23 protein-coding genes are annotated in these 24,338 nt (G+C 46.4%); 13 read left to right on the forward strand and 10 right to left on the reverse strand.

Annotated features, from left to right (window positions below; genetic code table 11):
• Window positions 1-205 precede the first annotated feature (205 nt).
• From QUA54_RS10635 to argH, 6 genes are all read left to right on the forward strand, one after another.
• Complete coding sequence (locus QUA54_RS10635) at window positions 206-931, forward strand: DUF502 domain-containing protein (RefSeq protein WP_333199630.1); 726 nt, start codon at window positions 206-208, stop codon at window positions 929-931.
• Between the two features lie 272 nt (window positions 932-1,203).
• Entirely contained in the window at window positions 1,204-1,836 is a 633-nt protein-coding gene (gene nusB, locus QUA54_RS10640; protein ID WP_172185907.1) for a transcription antitermination factor NusB, read from the forward strand.
• Between the two features lie 187 nt (window positions 1,837-2,023).
• Window positions 2,024-3,781, forward strand: coding sequence for a signal recognition particle-docking protein FtsY (ftsY, locus tag QUA54_RS10645; protein ID WP_333414569.1), 1,758 nt, complete (start codon window positions 2,024-2,026; stop codon window positions 3,779-3,781).
• Between the two features lie 576 nt (window positions 3,782-4,357).
• A complete protein-coding gene (locus QUA54_RS10650) occupies window positions 4,358-5,845 on the forward strand; it encodes a GAF domain-containing SpoIIE family protein phosphatase (RefSeq protein WP_172185905.1) in 1,488 nt (495 codons plus the stop codon).
• Window positions 5,835-6,074, forward strand: a complete 240-nt coding sequence (locus QUA54_RS10655) for a hypothetical protein (protein ID WP_333414571.1) — start codon at window positions 5,835-5,837, stop codon at window positions 6,072-6,074. Before QUA54_RS10650 ends, QUA54_RS10655 begins: the two co-directional genes overlap by 11 nt.
• Window positions 6,075-6,362: 288 nt before the next feature.
• Complete coding sequence (gene argH / locus QUA54_RS10660; protein ID WP_172185903.1) at window positions 6,363-7,748, forward strand: argininosuccinate lyase; 1,386 nt, start codon at window positions 6,363-6,365, stop codon at window positions 7,746-7,748.
• Between the two features lie 98 nt (window positions 7,749-7,846).
• Here argH and QUA54_RS10665 read toward each other — a convergent pair whose 3' ends face one another.
• On the reverse strand, window positions 7,847-8,038 hold the full coding sequence (locus QUA54_RS10665; RefSeq protein WP_190738786.1) for a hypothetical protein: 192 nt from the start codon (window positions 8,036-8,038) through the stop codon (window positions 7,847-7,849).
• A 464-nt stretch (window positions 8,039-8,502) separates the two neighbouring features.
• On the opposite strand from QUA54_RS10665, the gene bcp reads away from it, so the two are divergent.
• The 3 genes from bcp to QUA54_RS10680 all read left to right on the forward strand — a co-directional run bounded on the left by bcp (window position 8,503) and on the right by QUA54_RS10680 (window position 10,474).
• Window positions 8,503-8,991 carry a thioredoxin-dependent thiol peroxidase gene (bcp, locus tag QUA54_RS10670; protein ID WP_333414573.1) on the forward strand — a complete coding sequence of 163 codons (489 nt, stop codon included), beginning with the start codon at window positions 8,503-8,505 and terminating at the stop codon, window positions 8,989-8,991.
• Between the two features lie 62 nt (window positions 8,992-9,053).
• Window positions 9,054-9,509, forward strand: a complete 456-nt coding sequence (locus QUA54_RS10675) for an NUDIX hydrolase (protein ID WP_333187158.1) — start codon at window positions 9,054-9,056, stop codon at window positions 9,507-9,509.
• 158 nt (window positions 9,510-9,667) lie between these two features.
• Window positions 9,668-10,474, forward strand: a complete 807-nt coding sequence (locus tag QUA54_RS10680) for an alpha/beta hydrolase (RefSeq protein ID WP_333414574.1) — start codon at window positions 9,668-9,670, stop codon at window positions 10,472-10,474.
• 32 nt (window positions 10,475-10,506) lie between these two features.
• Here QUA54_RS10680 and QUA54_RS10685 read toward each other — a convergent pair whose 3' ends face one another.
• Entirely contained in the window at window positions 10,507-11,418 is a 912-nt protein-coding gene (locus QUA54_RS10685) for a pantothenate kinase (RefSeq protein WP_333414575.1), read from the reverse strand.
• Between the two features lie 313 nt (window positions 11,419-11,731).
• Between QUA54_RS10685 and QUA54_RS10690 the strand changes: the two genes are divergently transcribed.
• Window positions 11,732-13,837 carry a GAF domain-containing protein gene (locus tag QUA54_RS10690; protein WP_333414576.1) on the forward strand — a complete coding sequence of 702 codons (2,106 nt, stop codon included), beginning with the start codon at window positions 11,732-11,734 and terminating at the stop codon, window positions 13,835-13,837.
• A gap of 72 nt (window positions 13,838-13,909) precedes the next feature.
• Here the strand turns inward: QUA54_RS10690 and QUA54_RS10695 are convergent, their stop codons facing one another.
• Window positions 13,910-14,698 carry an RDD family protein gene (locus QUA54_RS10695; protein WP_333414577.1) on the reverse strand — a complete coding sequence of 263 codons (789 nt, stop codon included), beginning with the start codon at window positions 14,696-14,698 and terminating at the stop codon, window positions 13,910-13,912.
• Between the two features lie 37 nt (window positions 14,699-14,735).
• Window positions 14,736-15,566 carry a DUF975 domain-containing protein gene (locus QUA54_RS10700; RefSeq protein WP_333414578.1) on the reverse strand — a complete coding sequence of 277 codons (831 nt, stop codon included), beginning with the start codon at window positions 15,564-15,566 and terminating at the stop codon, window positions 14,736-14,738.
• Between the two features lie 80 nt (window positions 15,567-15,646).
• Between QUA54_RS10700 and QUA54_RS10705 the strand changes: the two genes are divergently transcribed.
• Entirely contained in the window at window positions 15,647-16,615 is a 969-nt protein-coding gene (locus QUA54_RS10705) for a stage II sporulation protein M (protein WP_333414579.1), read from the forward strand.
• Between the two features lie 73 nt (window positions 16,616-16,688).
• A complete protein-coding gene (locus QUA54_RS10710; RefSeq protein ID WP_333414581.1) occupies window positions 16,689-17,627 on the forward strand; it encodes a hypothetical protein in 939 nt (312 codons plus the stop codon).
• Here QUA54_RS10710 and QUA54_RS10715 read toward each other — a convergent pair.
• The 6 genes from QUA54_RS10715 to QUA54_RS10740 all read right to left on the reverse strand — a co-directional run bounded on the left by QUA54_RS10715 (window position 17,605) and on the right by QUA54_RS10740 (window position 22,291).
• Complete coding sequence (locus tag QUA54_RS10715) at window positions 17,605-18,912, reverse strand: DUF58 domain-containing protein (RefSeq protein ID WP_333414582.1); 1,308 nt, start codon at window positions 18,910-18,912, stop codon at window positions 17,605-17,607. The genes QUA54_RS10710 and QUA54_RS10715 overlap by 23 nt on opposite strands.
• 12 nt (window positions 18,913-18,924) lie before the next feature.
• Complete coding sequence (locus QUA54_RS10720; RefSeq protein WP_333174707.1) at window positions 18,925-19,314, reverse strand: VOC family protein; 390 nt, start codon at window positions 19,312-19,314, stop codon at window positions 18,925-18,927.
• A complete protein-coding gene (locus QUA54_RS10725) occupies window positions 19,311-19,610 on the reverse strand; it encodes a helix-hairpin-helix domain-containing protein (RefSeq protein ID WP_172185891.1) in 300 nt (99 codons plus the stop codon). The genes QUA54_RS10720 and QUA54_RS10725 overlap by 4 nt, the downstream gene beginning before the upstream one ends.
• Before the next feature lie 61 nt (window positions 19,611-19,671).
• On the reverse strand, window positions 19,672-20,115 hold the full coding sequence (locus QUA54_RS10730) for a GNAT family N-acetyltransferase (protein WP_333296328.1): 444 nt from the start codon (window positions 20,113-20,115) through the stop codon (window positions 19,672-19,674).
• Window positions 20,116-20,129: 14 nt separating this feature from the next.
• Entirely contained in the window at window positions 20,130-21,080 is a 951-nt protein-coding gene (locus tag QUA54_RS10735) for a MoxR family ATPase (RefSeq protein WP_333414584.1), read from the reverse strand.
• Window positions 21,077-22,291 (reverse strand): DUF4350 domain-containing protein, encoded by a 1,215-nt coding sequence (locus tag QUA54_RS10740; protein WP_333414585.1) that lies wholly within the window; start codon window positions 22,289-22,291, stop codon window positions 21,077-21,079. Before QUA54_RS10740 ends, QUA54_RS10735 begins: the two co-directional genes overlap by 4 nt.
• 643 nt (window positions 22,292-22,934) lie before the next feature.
• Here QUA54_RS10740 and QUA54_RS10745 point away from each other — a divergent pair.
• A partial coding sequence (locus tag QUA54_RS10745) for a Calx-beta domain-containing protein (protein WP_333414586.1) occupies window positions 22,935-24,338 on the forward strand: 1,404 nt, incomplete at its 3' end.

Raw genomic sequence — 24,338 nt, forward strand, 5'->3', positions numbered from 1 at the left:
TTAAAAGCAAGCGCCAACTTGCAATAATTCTTTAAAATATAGGTACAGCACCGGCGATCCTGAACTCTTCCCCGTCAAAAAGGGTAGGGTTTCGCACAATTGAAGACGATCGTCTATGGTGACTTGCAGTAAAGCCCGTGCAGTTGCTTTAGTCTCAGGTTTATTCAGGTTATTGGCAACCAGTTACGAGGAGATTTGACCCGCCGTGCTCCAACGCATCAAACAAGACTTAAAAAACGACCTGATCGCAGGTCTACTGGTAGTGATACCGTTAGCTACCACCATCTGGCTGACAATTACCGTCGCCAGTTGGGTCATCAATTTTCTCACCAAAATTCCCAAGCAGATCAACCCTTTTGACGGACTCCACCCGATTTTGGTGAATCTGCTAAATCTATTAGTAGGGCTGGCTGTACCCCTGCTGAGCATCTTAGTCATCGGTTTAATGGCCCGCAACATTTTCGGCAAGTGGCTGCTAGACTTTGGCGAACGGCTGTTGCAGGCAATTCCCCTAGCCGGTTCGGTTTACAAAACTCTCAAACAACTGCTGGGAACCATCCTCAACTCAAACGACAAATTTCGCCGCGTGGTGTTAGTGGAATATCCCCGGCGGGGAATCTGGACTTTAGCATTTGTGACCGGTACGATCGAGACTAACGATATTCCGCCTCACCTGTCCGGCGAAACCCCGATCGGCATTTTCATCCCCACCACTCCCAACCCCACCACCGGATGGTACGCTATAGTCCCGGAGGCAGATTTAGTCAATTTGTCAATGTCGATCGAAGATGCCTTTAAAGTCATCATCTCCGGCGGCATCGTCAACCCCAGCAACTCAGTTCCAGTACCCCCCGAAAACAATAAGGGCAAAACACTCGAACCCTTGGTATCCGAATCAAGATACCAGGCTGTCCCAGTCGAAGAAGACTAAACCAAGACATCTTTATTCGCCCGTAAAGCCGTGTAAACTTTCCCCATAGCAGATAATCTTTGGACAAAACCAGCCCAAACCGAGACAGCCTACATTCAGAAACCCGGTTTCGAGCATAAATCTGGGGTTTGACAGCGAAGTATCTGTAAACAACCCGCCGCTGGCGAGTCAGAGGGCTGGTCTTGTTCCGCTTTTAGTTTAGTTTTCTGCTAAAGTCCAAGTCGGCGCGCGATCGAAAAATTTCCTAAATTCTCAATTCCTATCTAAAAACTATGAAAAAAGCCCGCGAAACAGCACGCGAACTCGCACTCCTCGGCATCAGCCAACTGCCGACGAATCCAGAACTCTTAGAAGCCAAGAAACTGCAAGATGTTCTCCTGGCAGCTATCCGCGCCCTGACAACAGAAGTTCAAGAAGCCCTAGAAACAGCAGCATCCGAAGTGCAGCGGAGTAGCGACAAACTGCTTGCCAGCGAAATCCGCGCTGCCGATATACAAAGTGCTAGAACAATGGTGCGGGAAGCAGTCGAACTCACCCAAACCGCAATCAACCGTCTCGGTTCAGCAATGGAGTTTCCAGAACTGATCCAGCTAGCCAACCAGCAAGATGTCCGCACCTATGCTTTGCAAATCCTGACGAAAGTCAGCGCCAACCGCGTTCAAATTGACGAATTGCTCTCGGAAGCGCTGGTAGATTGGCAAATAGAACGCTTGGCCAGGATCGATCGAGATATCATGAGAATCGCCATCGCCGAAATCCTATATCTCGGCCTAGCCGAACAAGTCAGCGTCAGCGAAGCCGTCCAACTCGCAAAACGCTACAGCGGTGACGAAGGACATCGCTTCATCAACGGAGTCCTCCGCCGAGTAGTCGATAAAATCAATGCAGAAGTTGTTAGTCCGTAGTCCTCAATCATCAGTCAATAGTCTGTAGGGTGCCCTTCCGGCCGCGCACCTTACTTACCCCGCAGTCTGTAGGGTGCCCTTCCGGCCGCGCACCTTACCCAGAGTCATGAGCAATCGGCAATCACACCAATCAGCAATCGGCAATCGGCTCTAAACTAGGGACTGATAACTATATTCGCAATTTCCTATGGTATTTAATTGGTTTCGTCGCCAGTACAGCGAAAGCAAATCTTCTGAAACAGAGGCAACCCCCGAACAGCCGCCAGATGAGCCGGCAAAATCGGCATCGGTTGAGCCTCAAACAGATGCAACAGAGCAAGGCTCTCCTGCTGTAGCCGAAGATTATCTCAACTGGGCCAAAGCTGCTTACAAAAATATTCAAAAACAGCAAAAACCAGAAACAGAAGTTTCCGAAACAGCAGCGCCCGAGGTTCCAACAGCCGAAACAGAAATCGCGACAGTTCCAGAAGTTGCAGAAGCGGCGACTATGGAAACAACCGAGGCGATCGAACTCGAAGCAGCACCCACAGCACAAACTGTTGCAGAAGTTCCAGAAGTGGCAGAAGCTCCAGTAGTTGAAGCTACCGACGCGGTAGAAATCGATGCAGCTAACCCAGTAGAAATTGCCGAAACTCTGCAACAAACAGCCGGGGCGATCGACGTTGCACCTATTGCTCAAAAATTAGAAGTTACAGCAGAAAATATAGAAATTGCCGAACCTGCAACGGAGGTTGTAGAAACCGAATCACTCGTATCTGAGGGCGAAGCAGGGGAAGCCCTGCCGTTTTGGGCAAGAGCTCAGGCCGATCGCATGGAGCGCATCGAACGCCTCAAAGAAACCGCAATTGAAGAACCAGAGGCAATTGCAGCCGCGGCCGAGAGAGCGGCTATTATCGAAGAAATTCCCGGTTTCGCCTTTGACGAAGGCTTCCTGTGGTCTTCAGAAATCTTAGCCAGTCAAGGCCGCCGGCCAGACCAAGTATCCGTTGAAGAAATCACTTGGCTGCAAAAACTGCGGAAAGGCTTAGAAAGAACTCGCCGCAGCTTAATTAATCGACTAAAGGCGATCGTCGGTCAAGGCCCGCTCAATCAAGATGCGGTAGCCGAAATTGAGACTTTGCTGCTGCAAGCCGATGTCGGAGTCGCAGCCACCGACATCATTATCAGTCGCCTCCAAGAAAGACTAAAACAAGAAGTGCTACCGCCAGAACAGGCTCTAGCCTACCTCAAAACCATCCTGCGCGATATTCTCGACGCTCCCTGTGCCGAAACAGCCGCCGGCAATCCAGCCTACAGTCTGACATTTGCCCCGGAAAAAGACACCTTCAACATCTGGTTGATCGTAGGAGTCAACGGCGCGGGCAAAACTACGACGATCGGCAAACTTGCCCACATTGCCCAAAAATCCGGCTACAAAACCCTAATTGCCGCTGCCGACACTTTCCGCGCCGCCGCCGTCGAACAAGTGAAAGTTTGGGGTTCCCGCAGCGGCGTCGAAATTATTGCCAACCCAGGGAAAAATACCGATCCGGCTGCTGTCGTCTTTGATGCGATCGCCGCCGCCAGCGCCCGAGGCACTGAACTGCTGATCGTAGACACCGCAGGCCGCCTGCAAAACAAAAAAAATCTGATGGACGAATTAAGTAAAATCCGTCGCATAGTAGATAAGAAAGCCCCAGGCGCTACCGTAGAATCTCTACTGGTCTTGGATGCAACACTGGGTCAAAATGGTTTGCGACAGGCAGAAGTATTCGCAGAATCTGCAAAATTAAGCGGAGTAGTATTGACAAAGCTCGACGGTTCTGCTAAAGGTGGTGTTGCCCTAGCAGTAGTGCAGCAGCTTGGTCTGCCAATCCGCTTTATAGGAGTAGGGGAAAGCATCGAAGACTTGCGTCCGTTTTCTAGTTACGAATTTGTGGAAGCCCTACTCGATTTTAGATTTTAGATTTTAGATTGATGAGGCATTGGCCAGCCGCGCCCATTTTTGGGAGGCGGACACAGAGCTTCAAAATCTCAAATTATTAACCTCAAACTAGCATCGCAGGACTTGCGCCGATCGCCGCGAGCGATCGAGTGAAAACTAAATATCTAGAAACAATACCTTAGTTCTGTTATTGCTTGGTTGGGTTCAAACCGCCAGCCCAAACAAGCGTGTCAAATTAAGCTCAAATGTGTAGTATCAGTAGGCTGTCTGATTGCACTTTCTTCCCGATCTCCCTGGCGCCCCCCTGATAGTCGGGTGGGACAGGAAATGGTCAAAGTCCCCCTTCTTCTTAAGGGGAGCCGCTGCGGTCTTGGGCGGGTCCAAGTAGAGCCAGCAGCGTGGATTTAGGGGGTATCTAGACTCAGCTATAAACGAGATTTCTTAAGAATTTTAGACTTAAGTTGATACCAATGTCCTAGTGCCCAACTTACTCGATCGAACCAAACTACTTGCTCGAAAAAAAAACGGGTTTCTGTTCAAGTGGCCCGTAAGTCCTCAATCATTCCTCCCTCTAACATCGAAAATCACAAATTAAAAATGACTGCTGTGCCTTTGCCTCGCCCCTCACCTCAACCTGCTGACCGCCCTCCTGGTCGCAATTCCACCGACGCGACGCCAGTATTTGCCCTCAAAGAACTGGTGGCGCGCTTGCACCGATACCAGCACAACGTTCAAGATATGTTGGGTTCGCTGGGATTTGCCCTGCGCAGTTTTAACAATCTCAACCAATTTTTGGAGTTGGTGCCTTTAGTGGCGACTCGCGTTACTGACGCCGACGGGGGAGCTTTAGTGCTGTTCAAACCCAACGGTCAAGTCAGGTTCCAGCAGTTGCACTGTCAGGAAGGACGGCAGTGCCAAGATATGCGAAAAGCGCTAGAAATAGCCACCAGGCAAGCTACAGCAGGTGCGAGCGCTAATGCTGCATCTTATTCGGAAACCTCTGGGCAAACCTCTAGTCTCGACCTGCAAGTCGGTCGTTATTTGGGCCCGGATGTTCATTTGTTTGGGGCGCCAATTTTAGTCAAGAATTTGGAACGGGGACGGCTTTATGTTTTTAGCAGTGACCCGCAATATGTCTGGACTCCCAGCAGACAGAAATTAGTTCGGTTGGTGGCGGATCAAACGGCCGTGGCGATTTGCAAAGACGAACTTACTGTTAAGTTGGCTGAAAAAGACCGCTTAGACAGAGAGTTAGAAATCGGGGCGGAAATTCAATTGCGGCTGCAACCCCGCAGTTGTCCGAAAATTCCCGGCCTTGACGTAGCCGCCCGCTGCCAAACTGCTAGCAGAGTCGGCGGAGATTATTATGATTTTATTCCGGCTGACTATGACCCGATCGGCAAGGAAGATGAGGGGGAACACCCCCCATCCCTGATTAAAAATCTCAAGTCAAAAATCGACAAGGGCCGCTGGAGCATTGTGATTGGCGACGTGATGGGCAAAGGAGTGCCGGCTGGCCTTCTGATGACGATGACACGGGGTATGCTGCGGGCCGAGGTTTTGAACCGCCACTCGCCTGCGAGAATTTTGCAACATTTAAACAGGGTTATGCACGCGGATTTGGAAAATTCCCACCGTTTTGTGACTCTGTTTTATTCGGAGTATGACCCGAAAACTCGCGTTTTGTCTTACAGCAATGCTGCTCACCACCCGCCTTTGCTGTGGCAAGCTGCAACTAATACGATTCTTCAGCTTGATACTTTGGAGGGAATGTTAATTGGCCTGGATGCTGATTCTCAGTACCAAGAAGCCCAAATTCAATTGCAGCCAGGAGATACTATTATTTATTACACAGACGGATTTACTGATGCTGCTAATCAAAGGGGCGATCGGTTTGATGAGGATAACTTGACCTCGGCTTTTCAGTGGGCTTGTCAAAATTATCAGCACTCTGAAGAAATTTTGGATTATTTGTTCGATCGGGTTCACCAGTTTATCGGCATCGGCAATCGCAATGAAGATGACATGACACTGGTTGTACTTAGGCTAACACCTTTAGCAGGAGAAAATCACCATGATAGTTAATTTAATGCCGGAAATTACTGCTGGATTAATCAACTCGATTAATTGGCACGATTCTGCTCACGTGTTAGTTTTGAAATCTCATTTGAGTTCGACGGTGCTTTTGGGTCAAAGCTACGACATTTTTAGCAATTTCCAGAAAGCTTGGAACCATTTTGTTTCGACTGGTCAAATAGGAGCTTTTTTTATAGGTATTTTTGTGGGCTGGTTTATTAAAGGGATTATTCCTTAGAGTTCTTGTCGAAGCAGGAATCGGCAACGCATTTAAAAGGTTTGTAGCCACAAGTTAACTGTTTTCTGATGCAGCAAAAGTTTCACAATTTTGTAGTCAAGACTTCAGTTTTTTCCGATCAAAAGATGTATAAAAACTTTGTAGTCAAAACTTGAGTTTTTTCTTGCCGAATAGGGAATGGACGACTAAAGTGCTGGCTACAAACCGGAGGAAGGACTAAAGTCTTTGCTACAAATCGGTTTTTATAGACTTCGGCAACAGAGATATAATCTAGTTTTAGCTTGAGCAATGACAACACAACAAAAAACTTGGAGTCAAAGATTTGAATCGGCGCTGCACCCGGCGATCGCCCGATTCAATGCTAGTATTGGCTTCGATATTGAATTGATTGAGTACGACTTGACTGGTTCTGTCGCTCACGCTAAAATGCTGGCAAAAACGGGGATTATTTCCGCAGCAGAAGGCGAACAGTTAGTCAATGGTTTGGAACAGATCCGATCCGAATACCGCCAAGGACTTTTTGTTCCGGGAGTTGAGGCAGAAGACGTTCACTTCGCTGTAGAGAAGCGGCTGACGGATATCGTGGGAGATGCGGGGAAAAAGCTGCACACGGCCCGATCGCGCAACGATCAAGCAGGTACCGACACTCGGTTGTATTTGCGCGATCGCATCGCAGAAATTCGCGAGCAATTGCGGGAATTTCAAGGGGTTTTGCTCGATATTGCCGATCGTAACGTGGAAACTTTAATCCCCGGTTACACTCATTTGCAGCGCGCTCAGCCGATCAGTTTAGCTCATTACCTGTTAGCTTATTTTGAAATGACAGATCGCGATTGGGAACGTCTCGGCGATATCTGCAAGCGGGTTAATGTTTCGCCTTTAGGTTGCGGCGCGCTGGCGGGGACGACTTTCCCGATCGACCGAAATTATACGGCAGAACTCTTGCAATTTGACAAAGTTTATGCTAATAGCTTAGATGGAGTGAGCGATAGAGATTTTGCCATCGAATTTCTCGCTGCTGCCAGCTTGATTATGGTACACCTGAGCCGCTTGTCAGAAGAAATGATTTTGTGGTCTTCTCACGAATTTGGATTTATTACGCTCAAAGATAGCTGCGCTACTGGTTCTAGCATCATGCCCCAGAAAAAAAATCCCGACGTGCCGGAGTTGGTGCGGGGCAAAGCGGGGCGGGTGTTCGGTAACTTGCAAGCCTTGTTGGTAGTAGTGAAGGGACTTCCTTTGGCCTACAACAAAGATTTGCAAGAAGATAAAGAAGCTTTGTTTGATACCGTGAGAACGGTACAGGGTTGCTTGGAAGCAATGACGATTTTGCTGCGGGAAGGAATCGCGTTTAATGGCGATCGCCTCGCCGCGGCAGTTACGGAAGACTTTTCTAACGCTACAGACGTAGCCGACTACTTGGCCGCCAAAGGCGTTCCCTTCCGCGAAGCTTACAACCTAGTCGGCAAAGTCGTCAAAACTTGCCTCTCGGGGGGCAAACTCCTCAAAGATTTGACACTTGAGGAGTGGAAAGATTTGCACCCTGCGTTTGAGACAGACATTTACAGCGCGATCGCACCTCAGCAAGTGGTGGCGGCTCGCAATAGTTACGGGGGTACCGGGTTTGAACAAGTGAGAAAATCACTTATCGCTGCGCGCGATCGGATCGCCTAAACATCGTTGAATTATTGGACAAATTCCGGGTGGCTATCTCTCCTTAAAACGATCGTGTTTTCCACTCTGGTTCTAAGTTCGGCAGATAGCCTCAGCAATTAATCTTCAGCAGCAGCCATGTCTTTGTCTCTGCCGCCACCGCTCATGGCGCCCATGCCACCGCCGTTGCCACCGTCAAATCGCCTTCTCTTGTTGGAGAACATATCTTGATTTCTCCGCTTGCGAAACTTGCGAGCGTATGCTTGATTTCGTTGTGCCTTCTCTTTCTTGAGATTGCGGCGCTTAGCCATTCTGACCTCACTAATAAACATTGACAGTCCCCGGGCTTTCACGCCCGGGGATTCTTAAGGTTGACACTCTGTGCACTCTTGGTGACGGAGATTCTTGGTTCAGCGAAGTCACTTGCTTGCGACTGGATTTCTCCAGCCTAAGTAGAGGTGTTTTCTCCCCAAGCGTAAATTCCGGTATGTCCTACCGTACTCGATCAGTTCTCTTTATGTAGTTAGGTTTTGTTCAAATTTAGCTTTCCTAAACCGCAACACCGTTAGGTGTGACTACGCACTCAACTAATCCAGTTAAGTTTTTACGTTGTCTAGTTATACTCAATTTTAGACCGATGACGATCATAGCACACCCGGCACAAGACCCCGAAAAAAGAACACGGGGATTCAAGTCGCTGGGAATCCGGGCCCGATGGGAGGCAATGTTTTCGATCTTCCAGAATATTTCTATAAACTCTTGACAAATACGACAAATGACTATAAAACCCGGTGACGTAGCTCCTGTCTTCAGCCTGCCCGACGCGCAAGGCAATGTCGTCAGCCTTGCAGATTTTCGAGGGCGACGAGTTGTACTTTACTTTTACCCTCGGGACAATACCCCTGGCTGTACCAAAGAAGCTTGCGGCTTTCGCGACATTTACTCACACTACGAGTCGCGCAATATTGCAGTCCTCGGCGTCAGCACAGACGGGGCCGGGTCCCACGCCAAGTTTGCAGCTAAATATCAACTGCCTTTTCCCTTGCTGTGCGACTCAAACGCCGAAGTTGCTACCGCCTACGGCTGTTACGGACTCAAAAAGTTTATGGGAAAAGAATTTATGGGAATTACTCGATCGAGCTTCGCGATCGACCCTGATGGTAGGATTGAAAAGGTTTATCGGAAAGTCAAAGCAGAAACTCACGCAGCCGAGATATTAGCAGACTTGCCAGACCTCTCGCCTGAATTAAAAATTAAAAATTAAGACTTTTGAGCTGCCAGCTAACAAACCTGAAATTACTTTCCCCTAAACAAGCTTTTAAGTTTATGCGTCGATTGTGGCAAATTGGACAAACTGTGCTGGGGCTGATTTTTCGACATCCCATCACTGGTACTGCCGTGATTCCGGTATTGCCTGACGGACGAATTGTGTTAATTCGCCGCCGCGACAACGGTCGCTGGGCACTGCCGGGAGGTATGGTGGATTGGGGAGAAGATATTCCCACAACAGTGCGGCGGGAATTAGCAGAGGAAACAGGACTCGATTTAGTCAAAATCCGCCGCTTGGTGGGTGTTTATTCGGCGGCAGATCGAGACCCTCGCCTGCACTCGATTTGTATCGTGGTGGCAGCAGAGGTAGATGGAAAGATGCAAGTTCAGGATACGCTTGAAGTCAGCGAGGTTGAGGCTTTTTTGCCCGCATCGCTGCCGGAGGGCGAGCTCAGCCACGATAACGACCAACACTTACAGGACTATTTTCAAGGCCTGACAACTTTGGCGTAAACCGGCGGGGCATCCAAATTTGAGAAAAGTCGGAAATTACCTCGCCGTCAAAAGTTTTCTGTTATGACTGTGAAATTAATTTTCACTGTTTTCCTACTTTTATTTACAAACTCTGAACATTAAATTAATCATCTTTTTATTACTGAATATTTAACCGGATGTACTCATCGCTACGCAATTCTCGGGTCAAACTCTCTGTAGGGCAAATCTTCTGGCACGAAGTCGGTCAAGGCCCTAATTTAGTATTTTTGCACGGTTCTTGGCAGGACAGCAGTCAGTGGCTGAGGACGATCGAACATTTGAGCCCCTACTACCAATGCTTCGCACTGGATTTGCTGGGGTTTGGCGACTCGGAACGCCCGAATCTTAATTATTCGATCGACCTGGAAGTAGAATGTCTCGCCCAATACCTCGATACTTTGAAGCTGCGACAGGTTTATTTAATCGGTCACTCTGTGGGCGGCTGGGTGGCTGCCAGCTACGCTATCAAATATCCCGATCGAGTTCAGGGTTTGGTGTTGGTGGCCCCAGAAGGCGTCAAGGTCGGCCATCGGCGGGGGCGGTGGCAGACGGCTAGCTGGCTGATCGGCCAACCACCCCTCGCTTTCTGGTTGCTGCGATCGATCTATCCAATTGCTAAGTTGCTGGGCCGCCAAAACAAGATTGACAGGCTGTTAAAGTTCAGACAGCAGTTGATGCAGTCCCCAGTTGCCGTGCAGTTGCTGTTCCGGCGGCGGCGGGCTGAAATTACAGCGGAATTAGTTGATGAGAATTTGCCTTTGCTGAAAGCGCCTGTTTTGCTGTTACACGGTTCTGAAGATACCCCCGCAGCTTCGTCTCTATGTCAATCCTATGCTGCTCTGGCTCCTAATGCCGAACTGCAATTAGTCAGTCCGGGGGAGAGCAATTTGCCGCAGGAAGTCCCGGAACTTGTTGCTAAGTATATTCGCGAGTTTGCTAAGTGAATTGGTAATTGGTAATTGGTAATTGGTAACAGTCAACAATCAACACTCAACAGGCTAATTCCCCAAAAAATGGCTTCGGGTGCGACAATTACTGCGGAAGCCGTATCGGGAAAAGCTGAGGCGAGATATTGCAGTAACAAAGTTCGATCGCCCCCCGTGAGTGCAATTTTGCTATTAGGAAACAAACACCGCCAATCTTCAATAAAATCCCTAACTCCTGCCACCGTCGCATACACAACTCCGCTTTGAATTGCCCCAGCAGTATCGGTAGCCCAGCGGTGCGGCAGATTTTCTGGTAAGCTGATTAAGGGTAATGCAGCGGTTTTTTTGCCTAGCGACGATAACTGCAAACCCAAACCCGGTAAGATGGCGCCCCCAACTAAATACCTATTGACATCAGCCCCAGTAAATGTTAAAGCTGTACCAGCATCTATAAGTAAAACTGGCCAACCCAATTGGTTGCCAGCACCGAGTAAAGCCAAAGCTCTGTCAATTCCTAGGGTAGGATAGAGTCCCCCGATCGGCAACTGGTCTAAAGTAATAATTCGGACATCAGGATAACTCTGCCAAATAGCTGTTTGTTGGGGAACAACTGAGGCTAAAACTAGAGGCAGGGGAACTAAAGAAAGTGTGTGAGGACTAGAAAAAGCGGGAGTAGCAGGAAGACAAGGGAGATTTTGAGAAGATATTTCCTCGATCGACCTCCTTACTGTTTGTACCAAATATTCGACCTTTTGGGCTTCGGAGAGCCGGGAAACAGCATCAGCTTTGAGATGCTCTGTATCCCATGTTTTCTCCAGAGTTTTACCCGCAAATAATCCCCAGTGCAGGCGCGAATTCCCGATCGCCAAAGCTATTTTAATTTGACCTTTACCTGTCAATTCAGAGGTAAGGTTCTCGGTGCAATCTTGCGGGCGAAAATTGTCAGCAATTGATTTTTCCATGATGCTCGAACGCGCAAATATTGAACTAAAGATAGATGTTAGATTAATTTTATTCGCTTAATCGCGCGGTTAACTCTATTTGACATCTGACCAAGTTCAATGGGGCGCGCCAATTAGTATTGTAGGCTGCAGAGCGCATACTTTATATTTATAAATATTTGTAAAGCAAATAATTGCTATGCTCTGGCTGCATCCTTTATAATGTCTTAAGATATTCCAAAAGTCCTGGTAGCTGCGATCGGACTCTTGGCGGGGTAAGCACAAATCTAAAAAACCAGGATCGATCAAAATACTGTACCAATGCTGAGTAAATATGTCTTTAAAAATACAAGAACACGAAAACCCCTCGCCGAGATTAACTTCGCGGTTGCCTGAACCTGAAAAGTGGATGCAGGAAGAAAGTCTTTCGCAGCCAGAAGTAGACAAACAAAAAGCCCTAATCGTGCAGATGCAGCAGCAAGTTCAGTTATCAAACTTGCTGAACCAAATTAATAACGAAATTCGCAGTACACTTGACATAGAAGAAATTTTGACATCGGCCTGCCGATTGCTGGGGCAAGCGCTACAGTCCAGCCGCGCGAGCATTTTAGTCAAAGAATCAAATACAGAAAAAACTTTAGTCACGCGGGGAGAGTACAACGCGGGGGACTATCCGATCCAACTGGGCATGAAAGTACCGATAACTGACAACCCGCATTTGGCTGCAGTCGTGTCTCAGCAAGAGTCGCTAGCAGTGACAAAGTTTCTCGATTTTCCGGGATTGAACCCACAAACCCGAAAGATTGCCGAAGCTTTGGAGATTAAGTCAATGCTGGCAGTAGCTACTCGCTATCAAGGTGAAGTGAATGGCATAATTGGCTTGCATCAGTGCGATCGCGAACGGGAATGGACTGATTGGGAACGGCAGCTTTTAGAAGGGGTAGCATCGCAATTGGCAATCGCGATCAATCAAGCCAAACTCTACAGCAAAACGCGCCGCCAAGCTGAACGAGAATCGCTGCTGCGGCTGATCGGCAACCAAATTCGCAGTACCCTGGATCTGGGAACTATCCTGGAAACAGCGGTGAGGGAAGTGCGCCAACTGTTGCAGTGCGATCGAGTAATTATGTACCAGTTTCAAGACAATTGGCAGGGAAAAGTTGTTGTTGAAAACATGACGGTTCCTTGGCCTTCAATTTTAGGAGATATGGGGGCGGATAAGTGTTTCCGGGGAGATTACGCCGATCTTTACCAGCAAGGGCGAGTCAAAGCAATTAATGATATTTTTAATGCCGGTTTAGAGCCTTGCCACGTTAATTTCTTAGACAGTTTGCAGGTAAAAGCTAATTTGATCGTGCCGATCGTTACCGCGCGAACAGAAGAAAATTACCCCGACACAGCCGGAAGCTATAATCCTAAATTTCCCGGTCAACTGTGGGGTTTGCTGATTGCTCACGAGTGCGGGGATACTCGCAACTGGCAGCGGCAAGAAATGGAGTTGCTGTCGCAGCTAGCAGACCAAATGGCGATCGCCATTCAGCAAGCAGAACTTTACAGCAAAGTCCGAGAAGCTGCGGTCAAATCTCAAGCTCAAACCCAGCAATTGCAAGCAGCGTTAGAAGAATTGCGATCGACACAGCAGCAATTGATTCAAAGCGAAAAAATGTCCGGTTTGGGGCAAATGGTAGCGGGAATTGCTCACGAAATTAACAACGCCAACAATTTCATCCACGCTAACTTGTTTCACGCTCAAGAATATTTTAAAGTCTTGAACGAAGCTCTAGAACTGACCGGGAATGCCTGCCCGGAAGCAGCGGCAGCACTTGTCAAAATAAATGAAGAACTCGAACTGGATTACATTCGAGAAGACTTTGGCAGCTTGCTCAAGTCTATGCGGGAAGGCAGCGGGAGGATTCGCTCGATCGTGATGACGCTGCGAAATTTTTCTCGTTTAGACCACGCTGAATTACAACCAGTAGATTTGAATGAAGGTTTAGAAAGCAGTTTTTTGATGCTGCAAAATAAGCTAAAAACCAATATCAAAATCGACAAACAATACGGCAGTTTGCCGCCCGTCAAATGTCATGCCAGTCAAATCAACCAAGTATTTTATAATTTGATTGACAATGCTTTAGATGCGCTCCAGTCAACGAGCAAACCGGGGGAATTAACCATCCGCAGTTGGCAAAGGGAGCCGGACTGGGTAACAATCTCTGTGCGCGATACGGGAACTGGCATTCCTGCAGAAATTCAAGACAAGATTTTTGACCCGTTTTTTACTACTAAACCTGTGGGGAAAGGCACTGGTTTGGGACTTTCTGTGTGCTATCAGGTAATTGTTCAAGCTCACGGCGGCAAGCTGAGCTGCATCAGTCAGGTGGGCGAAGGAACTGAGTTTATTGTAGAGTTGCCGCTGACAAATCAGAGGGTAAGTGCATAATTCCTGCTTTAGTCAGATTAATGACCAATGCTTCATGCCTGCAGATTTGTAAGTAGTTAACTGGACTTGATATTAATTGTCAATTTGCTGCTGATAAGCATGATATACAGCCTCTAAAAAGACATTAGCATCAACTTTGGTCGGCAGTTTTTCCAAACTAATGATTTGTTTAACCTGACTAGCCAGTTGTTTGCTCAATTCATTTCGGGCATTTGGTATCATAGCTTCGCGCCGCTGCAAATACTCTCGAATTACAGCAAAATCTTCTGGCAGCAAGCTGGAAATATCGGCCTCTATCAGCAATTTTTTTGCTAGGGAACGAGCCGGTGTTGATACTTTCAATGCAGCAGATTTCACAGGTTGTTCTTCTTGAATTACCAGGGTGCCTCCTACCAAATCTCCTAAACGTTTTTCCCGCTGGTTGAACACGATCAAAAATACACCTATAAAAAATAAGTCGTCAAAAGGCCGCAGCAAAGCCCGTAATGTTGATTGTTGAAGCCTGACTGGACGGCCGTCATCTCGAATTACTCGGATTTTGACATAACGCTTGCCTGGTGTTTGACCAGACCACGCTGTTTCAAAAAATACAAAGTAACCTACATAAATGAAAAAACCAATTAATGCCTGAACTGCTATCAACCAGAGTTCTAAGCCATTGGTACTTCCTAGCAACTTTGCGATCGCCTCAAGGAAAAATGAATTAAATATCAGTACACCTATTAGAAACAGTATTAGAATCAAACCAAAAATGATATAGTCGATCAGCAATGCGTAGGCGCGGTTGCCAATTCCCGCTAAGGTAAATTCGAGTTCAACACTTTCTGGAGTGTGGAGAGTAAATCGATTAAAAAGTCGCATAAATTTGAGCAAATTTTGTGTTTTGACTTAGGCTTAATTAGCGATCGCGCATTTTCAAACCCAAACCTTCTTTGCGGCTGCGGAGGTCGTAGTAGATAATGGCTTTCATAGCCTGCCAAAAAGGAGTCACAAGTGCACCGCTGCCAAAGCTCAAGGGCAAAATCAGAAGATAATAAACTAAGTAAAATAGACCCGTTTCTGCGCCCAAAAGTGGAGTTAAAACAAGTTGAACGATCACACTAAGTATCTGCACAACAATCGTGATCGGGAGTGAAACCAAAATGCCCACAAAAACTATCCATTGAATGCGTCCGACCGACCCCTTAGTTAACTGCCAACTGCGACTGATTGCTGAACTAGCGTCTATATTATTTTCGATCGCCAGCGGCAGCTCAACAATCAGCAAGCGAGAGAAAAGCCGGATACAGATAATGAAGAAAGCAATGACCGCAACTGCTACCAGCAAAACTGCAACAATTGAGGAATTTTGCCCAAAAATAGCAGCAACCCCCACTCCCAAAATTATCATAGCGATCGTACCTGCCAAGTATACCCCAAGGAAAATTAGAGATGTCAAAACACCCGCCCATAAAAAACTCCACATCCGAGGATTGACCTCAAGACGAGCATCACTGACAGTCTCTGGCTTTTCCCTAACTTCACCGAAAGCCAGACGAGAAATGAGCGCTGAAATCGCAGAATATTTAGCCCAACCGTAAATCGGAACTAACAACCACAGATAAGCTACGAATGCCAAACCAAAATATGGCTTAAAATGGTCGCGGTAAATCCGTAAACTAGCACTAACAACATTACCGACGCTCAAGGGGCCTGTTTGTCCAGAAGAACTAAGATTTTTTTTAGGCATGACTGGATGGGTATAATTCTGTGAGGCGGAAAATTTACAACTATCTTAAGCTATATCTAATAGAACTTAGAGAAAACTTTATGAATATTAAACGTTGGATCGCGCGGAGAGAACCGAACTGGAAACGGTTAGACACTCTTTTACAGCAAGTAGAAAAAAAGGGGCTAAAGTCCCTACCTGCGTCTGAAATCACGGAATTAGCCAGTTTGTACCGTTCTGTTTCGGCGGATTTGGCTAGGGCTAGGACAAACGAAGTAGGTAATATTTTGTTACAAGATTTGCAAAGCTTAACTTCTCGTGGCTACACCCAAATTTACCAAGGTTCCCGCCGCCAAGATTGGGAGGCTGTAGTGGAGTTTGGCCGCTGGGGTTTTCCTGCTACTGTACAGCAAACGTTTGGTTATACGGCAACTGCGACGGGTATTTTTTTAGTAATGGCGTTGATTGCTTGGTGGTTTGCTTGGCAAGATCCGACATTTTTGTCCCTAGTAGTTCCTGGAGACTTGATTAAAACGGTGCGCGATGACGGGAAATTGTGGATGGGTTCAATTGTGGGAGTGGAACCTTTAGCTTCTAGCAGTATTATGACTAACAATCTATCGGTATGCTTTGCGGCTGTTGGGGGAGGGATTGTTTTCGGTCTTTACACTGTTTATATTATGGCACTTAATGGAGTGATGATCGGCGTGATCGCCAGTTTAGTAGCTCAGCACAATTTAGCTTATCCTTTTTGGGCGTTTGTATTTCCTCACGGTTCCCTGGAATTGCCGGCTATTTTTTTAGCTGGCGGCGCTGGTTTAATCATCGCCCGCGCCATCTTTTTTCCTGGCAAATACCGCCGTGCTGATGCGATGAAATTTTACGGTACTCAAGCTGCACAATTGGTATTTGGAATTGTGCCGATGCTGGTAATTGCTGGTACGATCGAGGGTTTTTTCTCGCCAAATCCGGCAATTCCCGATCCGTTGAAGTATTTGGCTGGGATCGGGTTGTTTGCACTGTTGGTGATGTATTGCAGTAAAAGGCGATCGGCTGAAATTCCTAGATAATTCGGATCTTGAAATCGGGCAACCACCGGGGAATTGCCCCTACCTATATCGAGCCAAGTAACTAATTAAAATCATGACTCTTACTAACATCCGCTTTCCCGAAGACAATCCGTTTGCTCGAATCAAGCTTCGGCATATATTTGGATGGTTGTTGTTATGCAGTATAGCCATTGGATTTCAACTAGCAATTATTAGTTCTATATGGGGGATAAGGTTGGACAACACAGAACCATTCGTTAATGCGCTCTTGGGAGCTTATGTATTAATTCTGTCGCTAAGTTTGTTCTGGCGAGAATGCAGGCTAGCGGGAATTGAAATTAAATATCTCATTGGTAAAGTTCCCGATCGCTACCAATGGTTGCCATTCGTAGGTCTGGCGATCGCTAGCGTGGTTTTTTCAATAGGTGTATTCCGAATATTTTATTATCCTTTGTCTTTTATTGTACCTTCCTTTGTTGAACGAATACTGACTGAAAACAGAAATAGCAGGATTTTAATAGCAGCTTCAAAATCATTCTCACCAGCGCTTTACTACTTAAAATTTGCCTTGAATCAGCTAATAGATCCTGTATTTACGGCGTTTTTTTTGATAAGTATTCCGCTACACAGATGGGCAGCCAAATGGGGAAATATTACAGCAATAATAGCTATATGTTTGCTGTTGGGAACTTGGGCGTATCAGAATTTGACAACGATTATAATTGGTCTATTGATTTCCGCAATTTTATATGTAAAAACCCGCAGCTTACTTGTAGTAATAATTTTTAGAATCTTGCGAAATATTAGTTTTACAATTTGGGATTTGTCAGAGACAATATTTTTTAACACTCAAACAGCAAACATTCTAGATACATTTCGCTCTCAAGTACAGCTAGGTGTCTTGTTTTTTGCTTTGTCAGCCCCTTGGGTAATCGGTTTCATCTATAAAAACTGGTCTGTTCTCAAAGGACCTTTACCTTACTTTGCGAATGCTTCCGAAGCTGAGAAAATCAAAGCTGATTCCGAGACTTAAGTTGCAGATATCGGTTAACCAATTGCTCGCTAATTTGATTGGCTGGTGCATCCAAAACCAAAACTCCTTTTTGTTTCAACTCTGCAAAAGCTACCTGACGCTGTGCTAGTAAATCTAAAGCTACAGCACGATTATAAGCAGGTGTAATTTCCACGGTGGAAGTGTGAGCGATTTGGTCAACTAGAGGGTCGCGCAAAGTTACGCAAAAAGGCAAATAACGAGGTGTTAAGCGCGCTAATGCCGAAAGCATTTCTGTAGAGGCTGTGACATCTACTAAATCAGTAATTAGCACTACTAATGCACGGCGAGTTTGTTGACTTACTAATTTAGTTACAGCACCAACATAGTCTGGTTCTAACAAAACTGGCTGAATTGGCGCAAGGCGTTCAATCAATTTAGATAGTTGATGTTGACCCCTTTCTGGGGGTATCCAAGTGGTGATTTCCCGATCGAACACACCGACTCCCACGCGATCGCCCCGATTTAGTCCAGCCAAGGCTAAAGACAGCGCTGCATTCACTCCCCAGTCAAAACGCTTCAAACCCTGCACTCGCGCCGTCATCAGCCGTCCCCTGTCGAGTAAAATAATCAAAGTTTGCTCTTTTTCTGGTTCTAAAACTCTGATTAAAGGGCGCGATCGCCTCGCAGTAGCTTTCCAATCAATCAAGCGAGGATCGTCACCAATACCGTATTCCCGCAGTTCGGCAAATTCAGTTCCCATGCCGAGTTTTTGTAACCGCCGCATTGTGCCAGTATTTTCCAATGTTAGCCGAATAGAGAGTTCTTTCAACATCACTAAATCGGGATAAACCGCAACTTTTTCACTAGCAGGTATTGTCCAGTTGTTCCATGCTAAACCCCAATTTCCCAACTGCCGCACCTGAATATCTCCCCACTTATATTTTCCGCGATTTTGCGGGCGGATTGTATAAGTTAATTCTTCCTCGCTGTTAGGATTGAGGGAGGCTTCCAGCATCGGTTGAGAGACATCAAACTCTAGCGGATAGGAGTCGCACAGCCGAATTTTAGCTGTTTGATTTGCCGATCGCACTGACAGTAAAACCGGATTGTCTCGCCCGATTGAAAGTCTCTGCAACGGATGGCGTGTCACTTCCACCCGATGAGATTTGACGCGCAGTGCGTCGGTAACAGCTAAACCTACAATTAAACAGTCAAATAGCAAAGTGCCGATAATACTTGTCTGCTGATTTACAAGCATAGCAAGCAAAAGGGCGATCGGAATTGCGATCGCTAACAGGAAATAAAGGCGAATAGCAGGAATCATTACAATTTCTGATTAAGATACTGGTGTACACAATTCAACGAGAGTTCCGTCTGGACATCTAACATAGGAAACAATCTGACCCCAAGGTTTTTTGAGAGGTGCTTTTAACTCTAATGCACCTGCTGCGATCGCTTGTTGATGTGCCATTTCTACTGAATCAGTGGTAAGTGCTATTTCAACACCCAAAGGTTTATCCGATGAATCAGCCGAAATATAACCATTTGGGAAATTTGACGCGCCTAGAGAATGTGTAGCAAAAGATAAAGTTGTTTCCCCAGTGTCAAGCTCACCATAATCTCCTGATTCATCAATGAACTTCTTTTTGAACCCAAAAGCCATTTCAAAAAAAGTCAATGAACTTAGTACGTCAGCAACGTAAATAATTGTATATCCGAATTTCATTTGCTTTCTCCCTTTACATGATTTGCAAGTAGGTTACGTCGTTCATCAGTATAATTCCACCAAGGCTTAGCTGGTTCGCCATTGAGGAATCTTTTGACAGAAATGAGAGCGTCAAGTACACATGGATCGTGGCGATGTCCCATGACATTAGCAAGTTCGTGAAAGACTTCTAAGGGCGATCGCGTTTTAAGTTGATCTGGTTGCTCAATACCAATGCTTCGCAAATCCGCACTAATTGATTTCCCAATGTTTGGAAGGTCTTCAAGCTTCTTGACTTCGTTTAGAGACTTCTTCATAGTTTTGGTGTGGTATTTTTGAACTCAATTCCTACAATACTTGCGTAATAAAGATTTTTTGTTATGAATTCGATTCCTCCAAACGAAACGTAAACATAACATGATCGCTCGGTGTTTCTGGATTACCAACAGCCGAATACAGATTCATCGCTGCTGTATTTTCGCGATCGGTAAGCACCCAAGCTTCTGTACAACCCAACTCACGAGCGACCTCAAATACTGCATTCATCAAACGCTTCCCCAAACCTTGCCGACGATGAGTTTCTGCTACGCTAACCTCGTTAATCCACAGTTCGGGACGTGCCTTGTCGGGATGAACATAATGAACTGCTGAGACAAAGCCGACAACTCGATCGTCATCGATTGCAACAGCCAGATGGTGGCGCGAGTCTGTCAAAAATTCTTCAGTACGTGGGATATCGATCGAGTTGTCAAAGACATCTGGATCGACATTCTTGAGAATATCTACATCATTACGATCCAGAATTTTGATTGCGATCGTCATAGTTATATTTCAGTTTACCTCGGTACAGCGACTTGTTTTAATACCGAAGCAATTACCGCATCAATTTGCAAGCCATCTAACAGCGATTCTGGTTTGAGAATCAAACGGTGACGCAAAAGCGGCAGTGCGATCGCCTTCACATCATCAGGAGTAGTATAATCCCTGCCGGCCAGCCAAGCGTGAGCTTTACTACTTTGCAACCAAGCTACTGCCGCTCGCGGAGAAGCACCCAATGCCAAATCGGGATGTTTGCGCGTATTGTGCACCAAAGCTAGCACGTAATCGAGCACTTTTTCTTCTACTTTGACTGTTTGTACAGCTTGACGGGCGCTAATTATTTGCTCTACCGTTGCTACAGATTTGATCCGAGCTAAATCGATGCGTTTGGCGCGAAATCCTGCCTCTGCGTTCAGCAACATTTGCTTTTCTGCCGCTGCATCGGGATAGTCAACCACAAGTTTAAATAAAAATCGGTCTAACTGAGCTTCTGGTAGCGGATAAGTGCCTTCAAATTCTAGGGAATTTTGAGTGGCGATCGTCCAAAACAATTCTGGCAGAGCTAAAGTTTCACCGTCTAAAGTTACCTGCTGTTCTTCCATTGCTTCGAGCAGTGCTGACTGGGTTTTCGGAGGCGTGCGATTAATTTCATCTGCCAGCAAAATCTCAGTAAAAACCGGGCCTTTTTTCAGGGTAAAACTGTGGTTATTAAAATCAAAAATATTTGTTCCCAAGATATCCGACGGCAAAATATCCGGCGTTAGTTGAATGCGGCGAAAATCTGCTTGAATCAACTTGGCGATCGCTTTTACAAGTAGAGTTTTCCCGGTTCCAGGCACTCCCTCAATAATCACGTGGCCTCCGCTCAAAAGAGCCACTAGCAACTGCTGTACTGTAGAAGATTGACCCACAACTATTTTGTCGAGGGCTTGGCTGAGGCGTTTAAAAATAGAGTTTGTTTCGCTCATTTGAGATTTTTCCTATCAGAGGGGAGATGTTGGCGGATCTGCTCCCATTTACCCAACCAGGCTAGCAAATCTGTATCGCTGATTCGGCGTTTATGAGATGGCGATCGCAGCAATTCTGACAATTCTGCCGCTTTTCGCCCTGTTTGCTCCACCCAAGCATTTGTGAGGGTTTCACTTTCCAGCGATGCCTGTCCCAATAATAAGGCTTTTTGCAGTTGTAACTGTTCTGCTTTTCCGATAGTTTCTACCGCAAAATCAGTGCTGTTTGCTTTTTCCAAGACACCAGCTAATGCTTGAATATAAGCTTCGCTATTGTCAACCGCAGGCGCTGATAGAGTTACAGGCTGTCCCAACCTGTTCCACCCGGCAAAAATAGCAATGATTAAAATAATTGTACCCTGGATAAAAACTGGAAATAGAGGAGTTTTGGCTAAATAAGTGAATAAATTTCCCTGGTATTCGCGTTCAATAATTTCTGGATCTTTGTAGCCGTGAATGTATTCGTCTACCCAGACTTTATTTAGAGTTTTACTCGTTTCCTGGGTTTGTCGATAGCTCGGATTTTGGATAAAATTCACTGCTATAGCCTGCTGGGTGCCTTCGATTTCTTGTTCTCCACCTTCTAATTGAGTAACCAGCCCTGATAAAAATTCATAATTACCTGGAAAATCCTGATAAGCGTTAGCAGCTAGATAGGGTGCGGCGGCAAAATAAACTATTCCCTTTCCCAGTGGTTTTTCCCAAACAATTGCGCCAAAGCGATCGCCTAATATTTGTTTTTTGTCGCTAGATCTCCGCCCTGTGTCAATCTTGATTTCTCCGGCTGAAGCTGGATGCAAGCTACTAAAAGGAGCTGCTGTTACCGGTGCGCGAACTCCCAAAATTACCAAAGTATTGCCCTGTTCCACCCACTTTTTTTCTGTATCAGGAACATCTTCTGGTATCAATTTACTATAGATACGTAAAAGTGTACTGGGCGGTTTTGCATCTTGGTTTTTAGCAAAGTCTTCAAAAGGTTTTTGCCAGCGCTGAACCTCGGTTCCCCGTTTTGACATAAAAGCATACCATGCTCCGTAGCCGTCCGGGCCTCTATTATAAGTCGAACCGCTGGTTATTTTGTTGTTAGCCGGAGCAAATAGCAGGGTAATGATAATTATTGCCGTAACGGCGATCGCTCCCAACAACCACAACCTATTTTTTGATAAGTTCATCGATCGTTACGTAAGTAAGTACAAATAAATATAACATGAGGGCGGGTTTTGAATGAATCAACTCACTCCTGGTATAGAACCCATGTGACATCTTGAGGGCGATCGTCAATCACATTACGGATCGGCAATAAACTTGGTGTTTTACCGATCGCATTTTTAATGGAATCAGATTTAACTTACGCCCGAACCTCAATGTTCAGGAATTCCCAACTGGGTTATGCTTATAGAGAGATTTTTTTGAGTATTTTTACTCACTATCCTCTCTCCAGATTCACTTTTGTCCGCTGCCCGTTTGGGGGTGTGGAATCTGGGATTTAAGCTCTCCTCTACAGATGTGGAAAACCCGCTTTTTATAGGGCTGAAAAAAAGATCGCACTTTTTCCGGATAAAACTTATTGATGATGAAAGTTAAACATCTATATGTAAATAGGTGTAAGTAGGTGTAAGTAGGTTTAATTATTTACACTCAACATTTAATCAGGGGCAATAATACCTTCAGATGCTTATTGGGCAAGCCTTTTTACTTGATTTACATGCAGGTATGAGGAAATTTTTCTTGCAGTGACAGATCGCTACAAGAAAGCCCAACCTCTGTTTTTCTGTCACTTCTAATCCTTAATTATTCATCATCAAAGGAGAAGCTATGGCTACTTCATTCACTGGTTCTTTGGGTACAACCACTAATTACAGCAGCATCAGCGAGCTAATTGCACAATGGCCTACTGCCGCCCAGAATCAAGGCATCCAACTGTCTGGGATAGCTTTTGATGGCTTTGAAACGAACTACACTAACCCTACTCCCATCAGCAACCTCACGTTAGCAACGAACGAAACCCCTAAAAGCGGGTTGAGCTACGGCGGTACCGGTGGTATTGGTGTCTACGGCTCTTATAGTGGTTGGTTTACCGATGTCAATAAATTGCGGGCGGAAATCAACTATGACCCCAACACCAATCTATCTCAAGTGCTGAAGGTGAAATGGGCAGATAACAAAGACATCACTAGCGCCACGATCGGCCTGAGTGGATTACTTCCCAAATCAAGTTCTACAGTGAACGATCAAGGCGATGAAGTTGGTTTGCTGCAACTCTTTAATGATGGGGCGCCGGTATCGGCCAGCAATTTTACGATCACTCGCCTCAGCGCTCCTGCCACTCCAAAACCGCTCGGTGTGTCTTCAGATGGAGTGACTTTCACTGGCGATAGTATCGATGGCAATTTCACATTCCAGATAGTAGGAGACTCTCTCACCGGCGTTACTTTTGACGAACTGCGGTTCTCCGCCAAAGGCTACACGAACCCCACCGCTGCCTACCTCAGCACCTCCCCCAAAAGCGATAGTTCCGACTACCTAGTGCGGAGTATTCAATATCAAGGCATTGATGTGACGCCGACGCCGACGCCGACGCCAACTCCGACGCCAACTCCGACGCCAACTCCGGCGACGTCTACAAGTCTCTTCCAGTTCGCCCAACCAAACTACACGGTGGCTGAAGGCGGCGCGGCTACGATTAACGTTACTCGCACCGGTGGCACGGAGGCTGCATCGATTAACTACCAGACTCTTGACGGTTCGGCAAGTTCAGCAGGCACAGCAGCGGATTACACTTCGGCGGCGGGGGTGTTGAATTTTGCTGCGGGGCAAACTACCGCTAGTTTCACCGTGCCGACTTTGACTGATGCGATTTCGGAATCGGCGGAAACGGTGAATTTGGTGCTCTTCGGTGGCAATGTCAGTAATCCGTCAATTTTGACGATTAATGATGTGGTGTCAACAACTGTGGCGCCAACTCCGACTCCGACGTCTCCAAGTCTTTTCCAGTTCGCCCAACCAAATTACACGGTGGCTGAAGGCAGCCCGGCGACGATTAACGTTACTCGCACCGGTGGCACGGCGGCTGCATCGATTAGCTACCAGACTCTTGACGGTTCGGCAAGTTCAGGCACTGCTGCAGATTACACTTCGGTGACGGGGGTGTTGAATTTTGCTGCGGGGCAAACTACCGCTAGTTTCACCGTGCCGACTTTGACTGATGCGATTTCGGAA

Source organism: Microcoleus sp. MOSTC5, assembly GCF_036701825.1.
Classification (GTDB): domain Bacteria; phylum Cyanobacteriota; class Cyanobacteriia; order Cyanobacteriales; family Microcoleaceae; genus Microcoleus; species Microcoleus asticus.

Coding starts and splice junctions, on each gene's coding strand:
- nusB (WP_172185907.1), top strand. CDS start 1,204: ATGAAAAAAGCCCGCGAAACAGCACGCGAACTCGCACTCCTCGGCATC.
- ftsY (WP_333414569.1), top strand. CDS start 2,024: ATGGTATTTAATTGGTTTCGTCGCCAGTACAGCGAAAGCAAATCTTCT.
- QUA54_RS10650 (WP_172185905.1), top strand. CDS start 4,358: ATGACTGCTGTGCCTTTGCCTCGCCCCTCACCTCAACCTGCTGACCGC.
- QUA54_RS10655 (WP_333414571.1), top strand. CDS start 5,835: ATGATAGTTAATTTAATGCCGGAAATTACTGCTGGATTAATCAACTCG.
- argH (WP_172185903.1), top strand. CDS start 6,363: ATGACAACACAACAAAAAACTTGGAGTCAAAGATTTGAATCGGCGCTG.
- QUA54_RS10665 (WP_190738786.1), bottom strand. CDS start 8,038: ATGGCTAAGCGCCGCAATCTCAAGAAAGAGAAGGCACAACGAAATCAA.
- bcp (WP_333414573.1), top strand. CDS start 8,503: ATGACTATAAAACCCGGTGACGTAGCTCCTGTCTTCAGCCTGCCCGAC.
- QUA54_RS10675 (WP_333187158.1), top strand. CDS start 9,054: ATGCGTCGATTGTGGCAAATTGGACAAACTGTGCTGGGGCTGATTTTT.
- QUA54_RS10680 (WP_333414574.1), top strand. CDS start 9,668: ATGTACTCATCGCTACGCAATTCTCGGGTCAAACTCTCTGTAGGGCAA.
- QUA54_RS10685 (WP_333414575.1), bottom strand. CDS start 11,418: ATGGAAAAATCAATTGCTGACAATTTTCGCCCGCAAGATTGCACCGAG.
- QUA54_RS10690 (WP_333414576.1), top strand. CDS start 11,732: ATGTCTTTAAAAATACAAGAACACGAAAACCCCTCGCCGAGATTAACT.
- QUA54_RS10695 (WP_333414577.1), bottom strand. CDS start 14,698: ATGCGACTTTTTAATCGATTTACTCTCCACACTCCAGAAAGTGTTGAA.
- QUA54_RS10700 (WP_333414578.1), bottom strand. CDS start 15,566: ATGCCTAAAAAAAATCTTAGTTCTTCTGGACAAACAGGCCCCTTGAGC.
- QUA54_RS10705 (WP_333414579.1), top strand. CDS start 15,647: ATGAATATTAAACGTTGGATCGCGCGGAGAGAACCGAACTGGAAACGG.
- QUA54_RS10710 (WP_333414581.1), top strand. CDS start 16,689: ATGACTCTTACTAACATCCGCTTTCCCGAAGACAATCCGTTTGCTCGA.
- QUA54_RS10715 (WP_333414582.1), bottom strand. CDS start 18,912: ATGATTCCTGCTATTCGCCTTTATTTCCTGTTAGCGATCGCAATTCCG.
- QUA54_RS10720 (WP_333174707.1), bottom strand. CDS start 19,314: ATGAAATTCGGATATACAATTATTTACGTTGCTGACGTACTAAGTTCA.
- QUA54_RS10725 (WP_172185891.1), bottom strand. CDS start 19,610: ATGAAGAAGTCTCTAAACGAAGTCAAGAAGCTTGAAGACCTTCCAAAC.
- QUA54_RS10730 (WP_333296328.1), bottom strand. CDS start 20,115: ATGACGATCGCAATCAAAATTCTGGATCGTAATGATGTAGATATTCTC.
- QUA54_RS10735 (WP_333414584.1), bottom strand. CDS start 21,080: ATGAGCGAAACAAACTCTATTTTTAAACGCCTCAGCCAAGCCCTCGAC.
- QUA54_RS10740 (WP_333414585.1), bottom strand. CDS start 22,291: ATGAACTTATCAAAAAATAGGTTGTGGTTGTTGGGAGCGATCGCCGTT.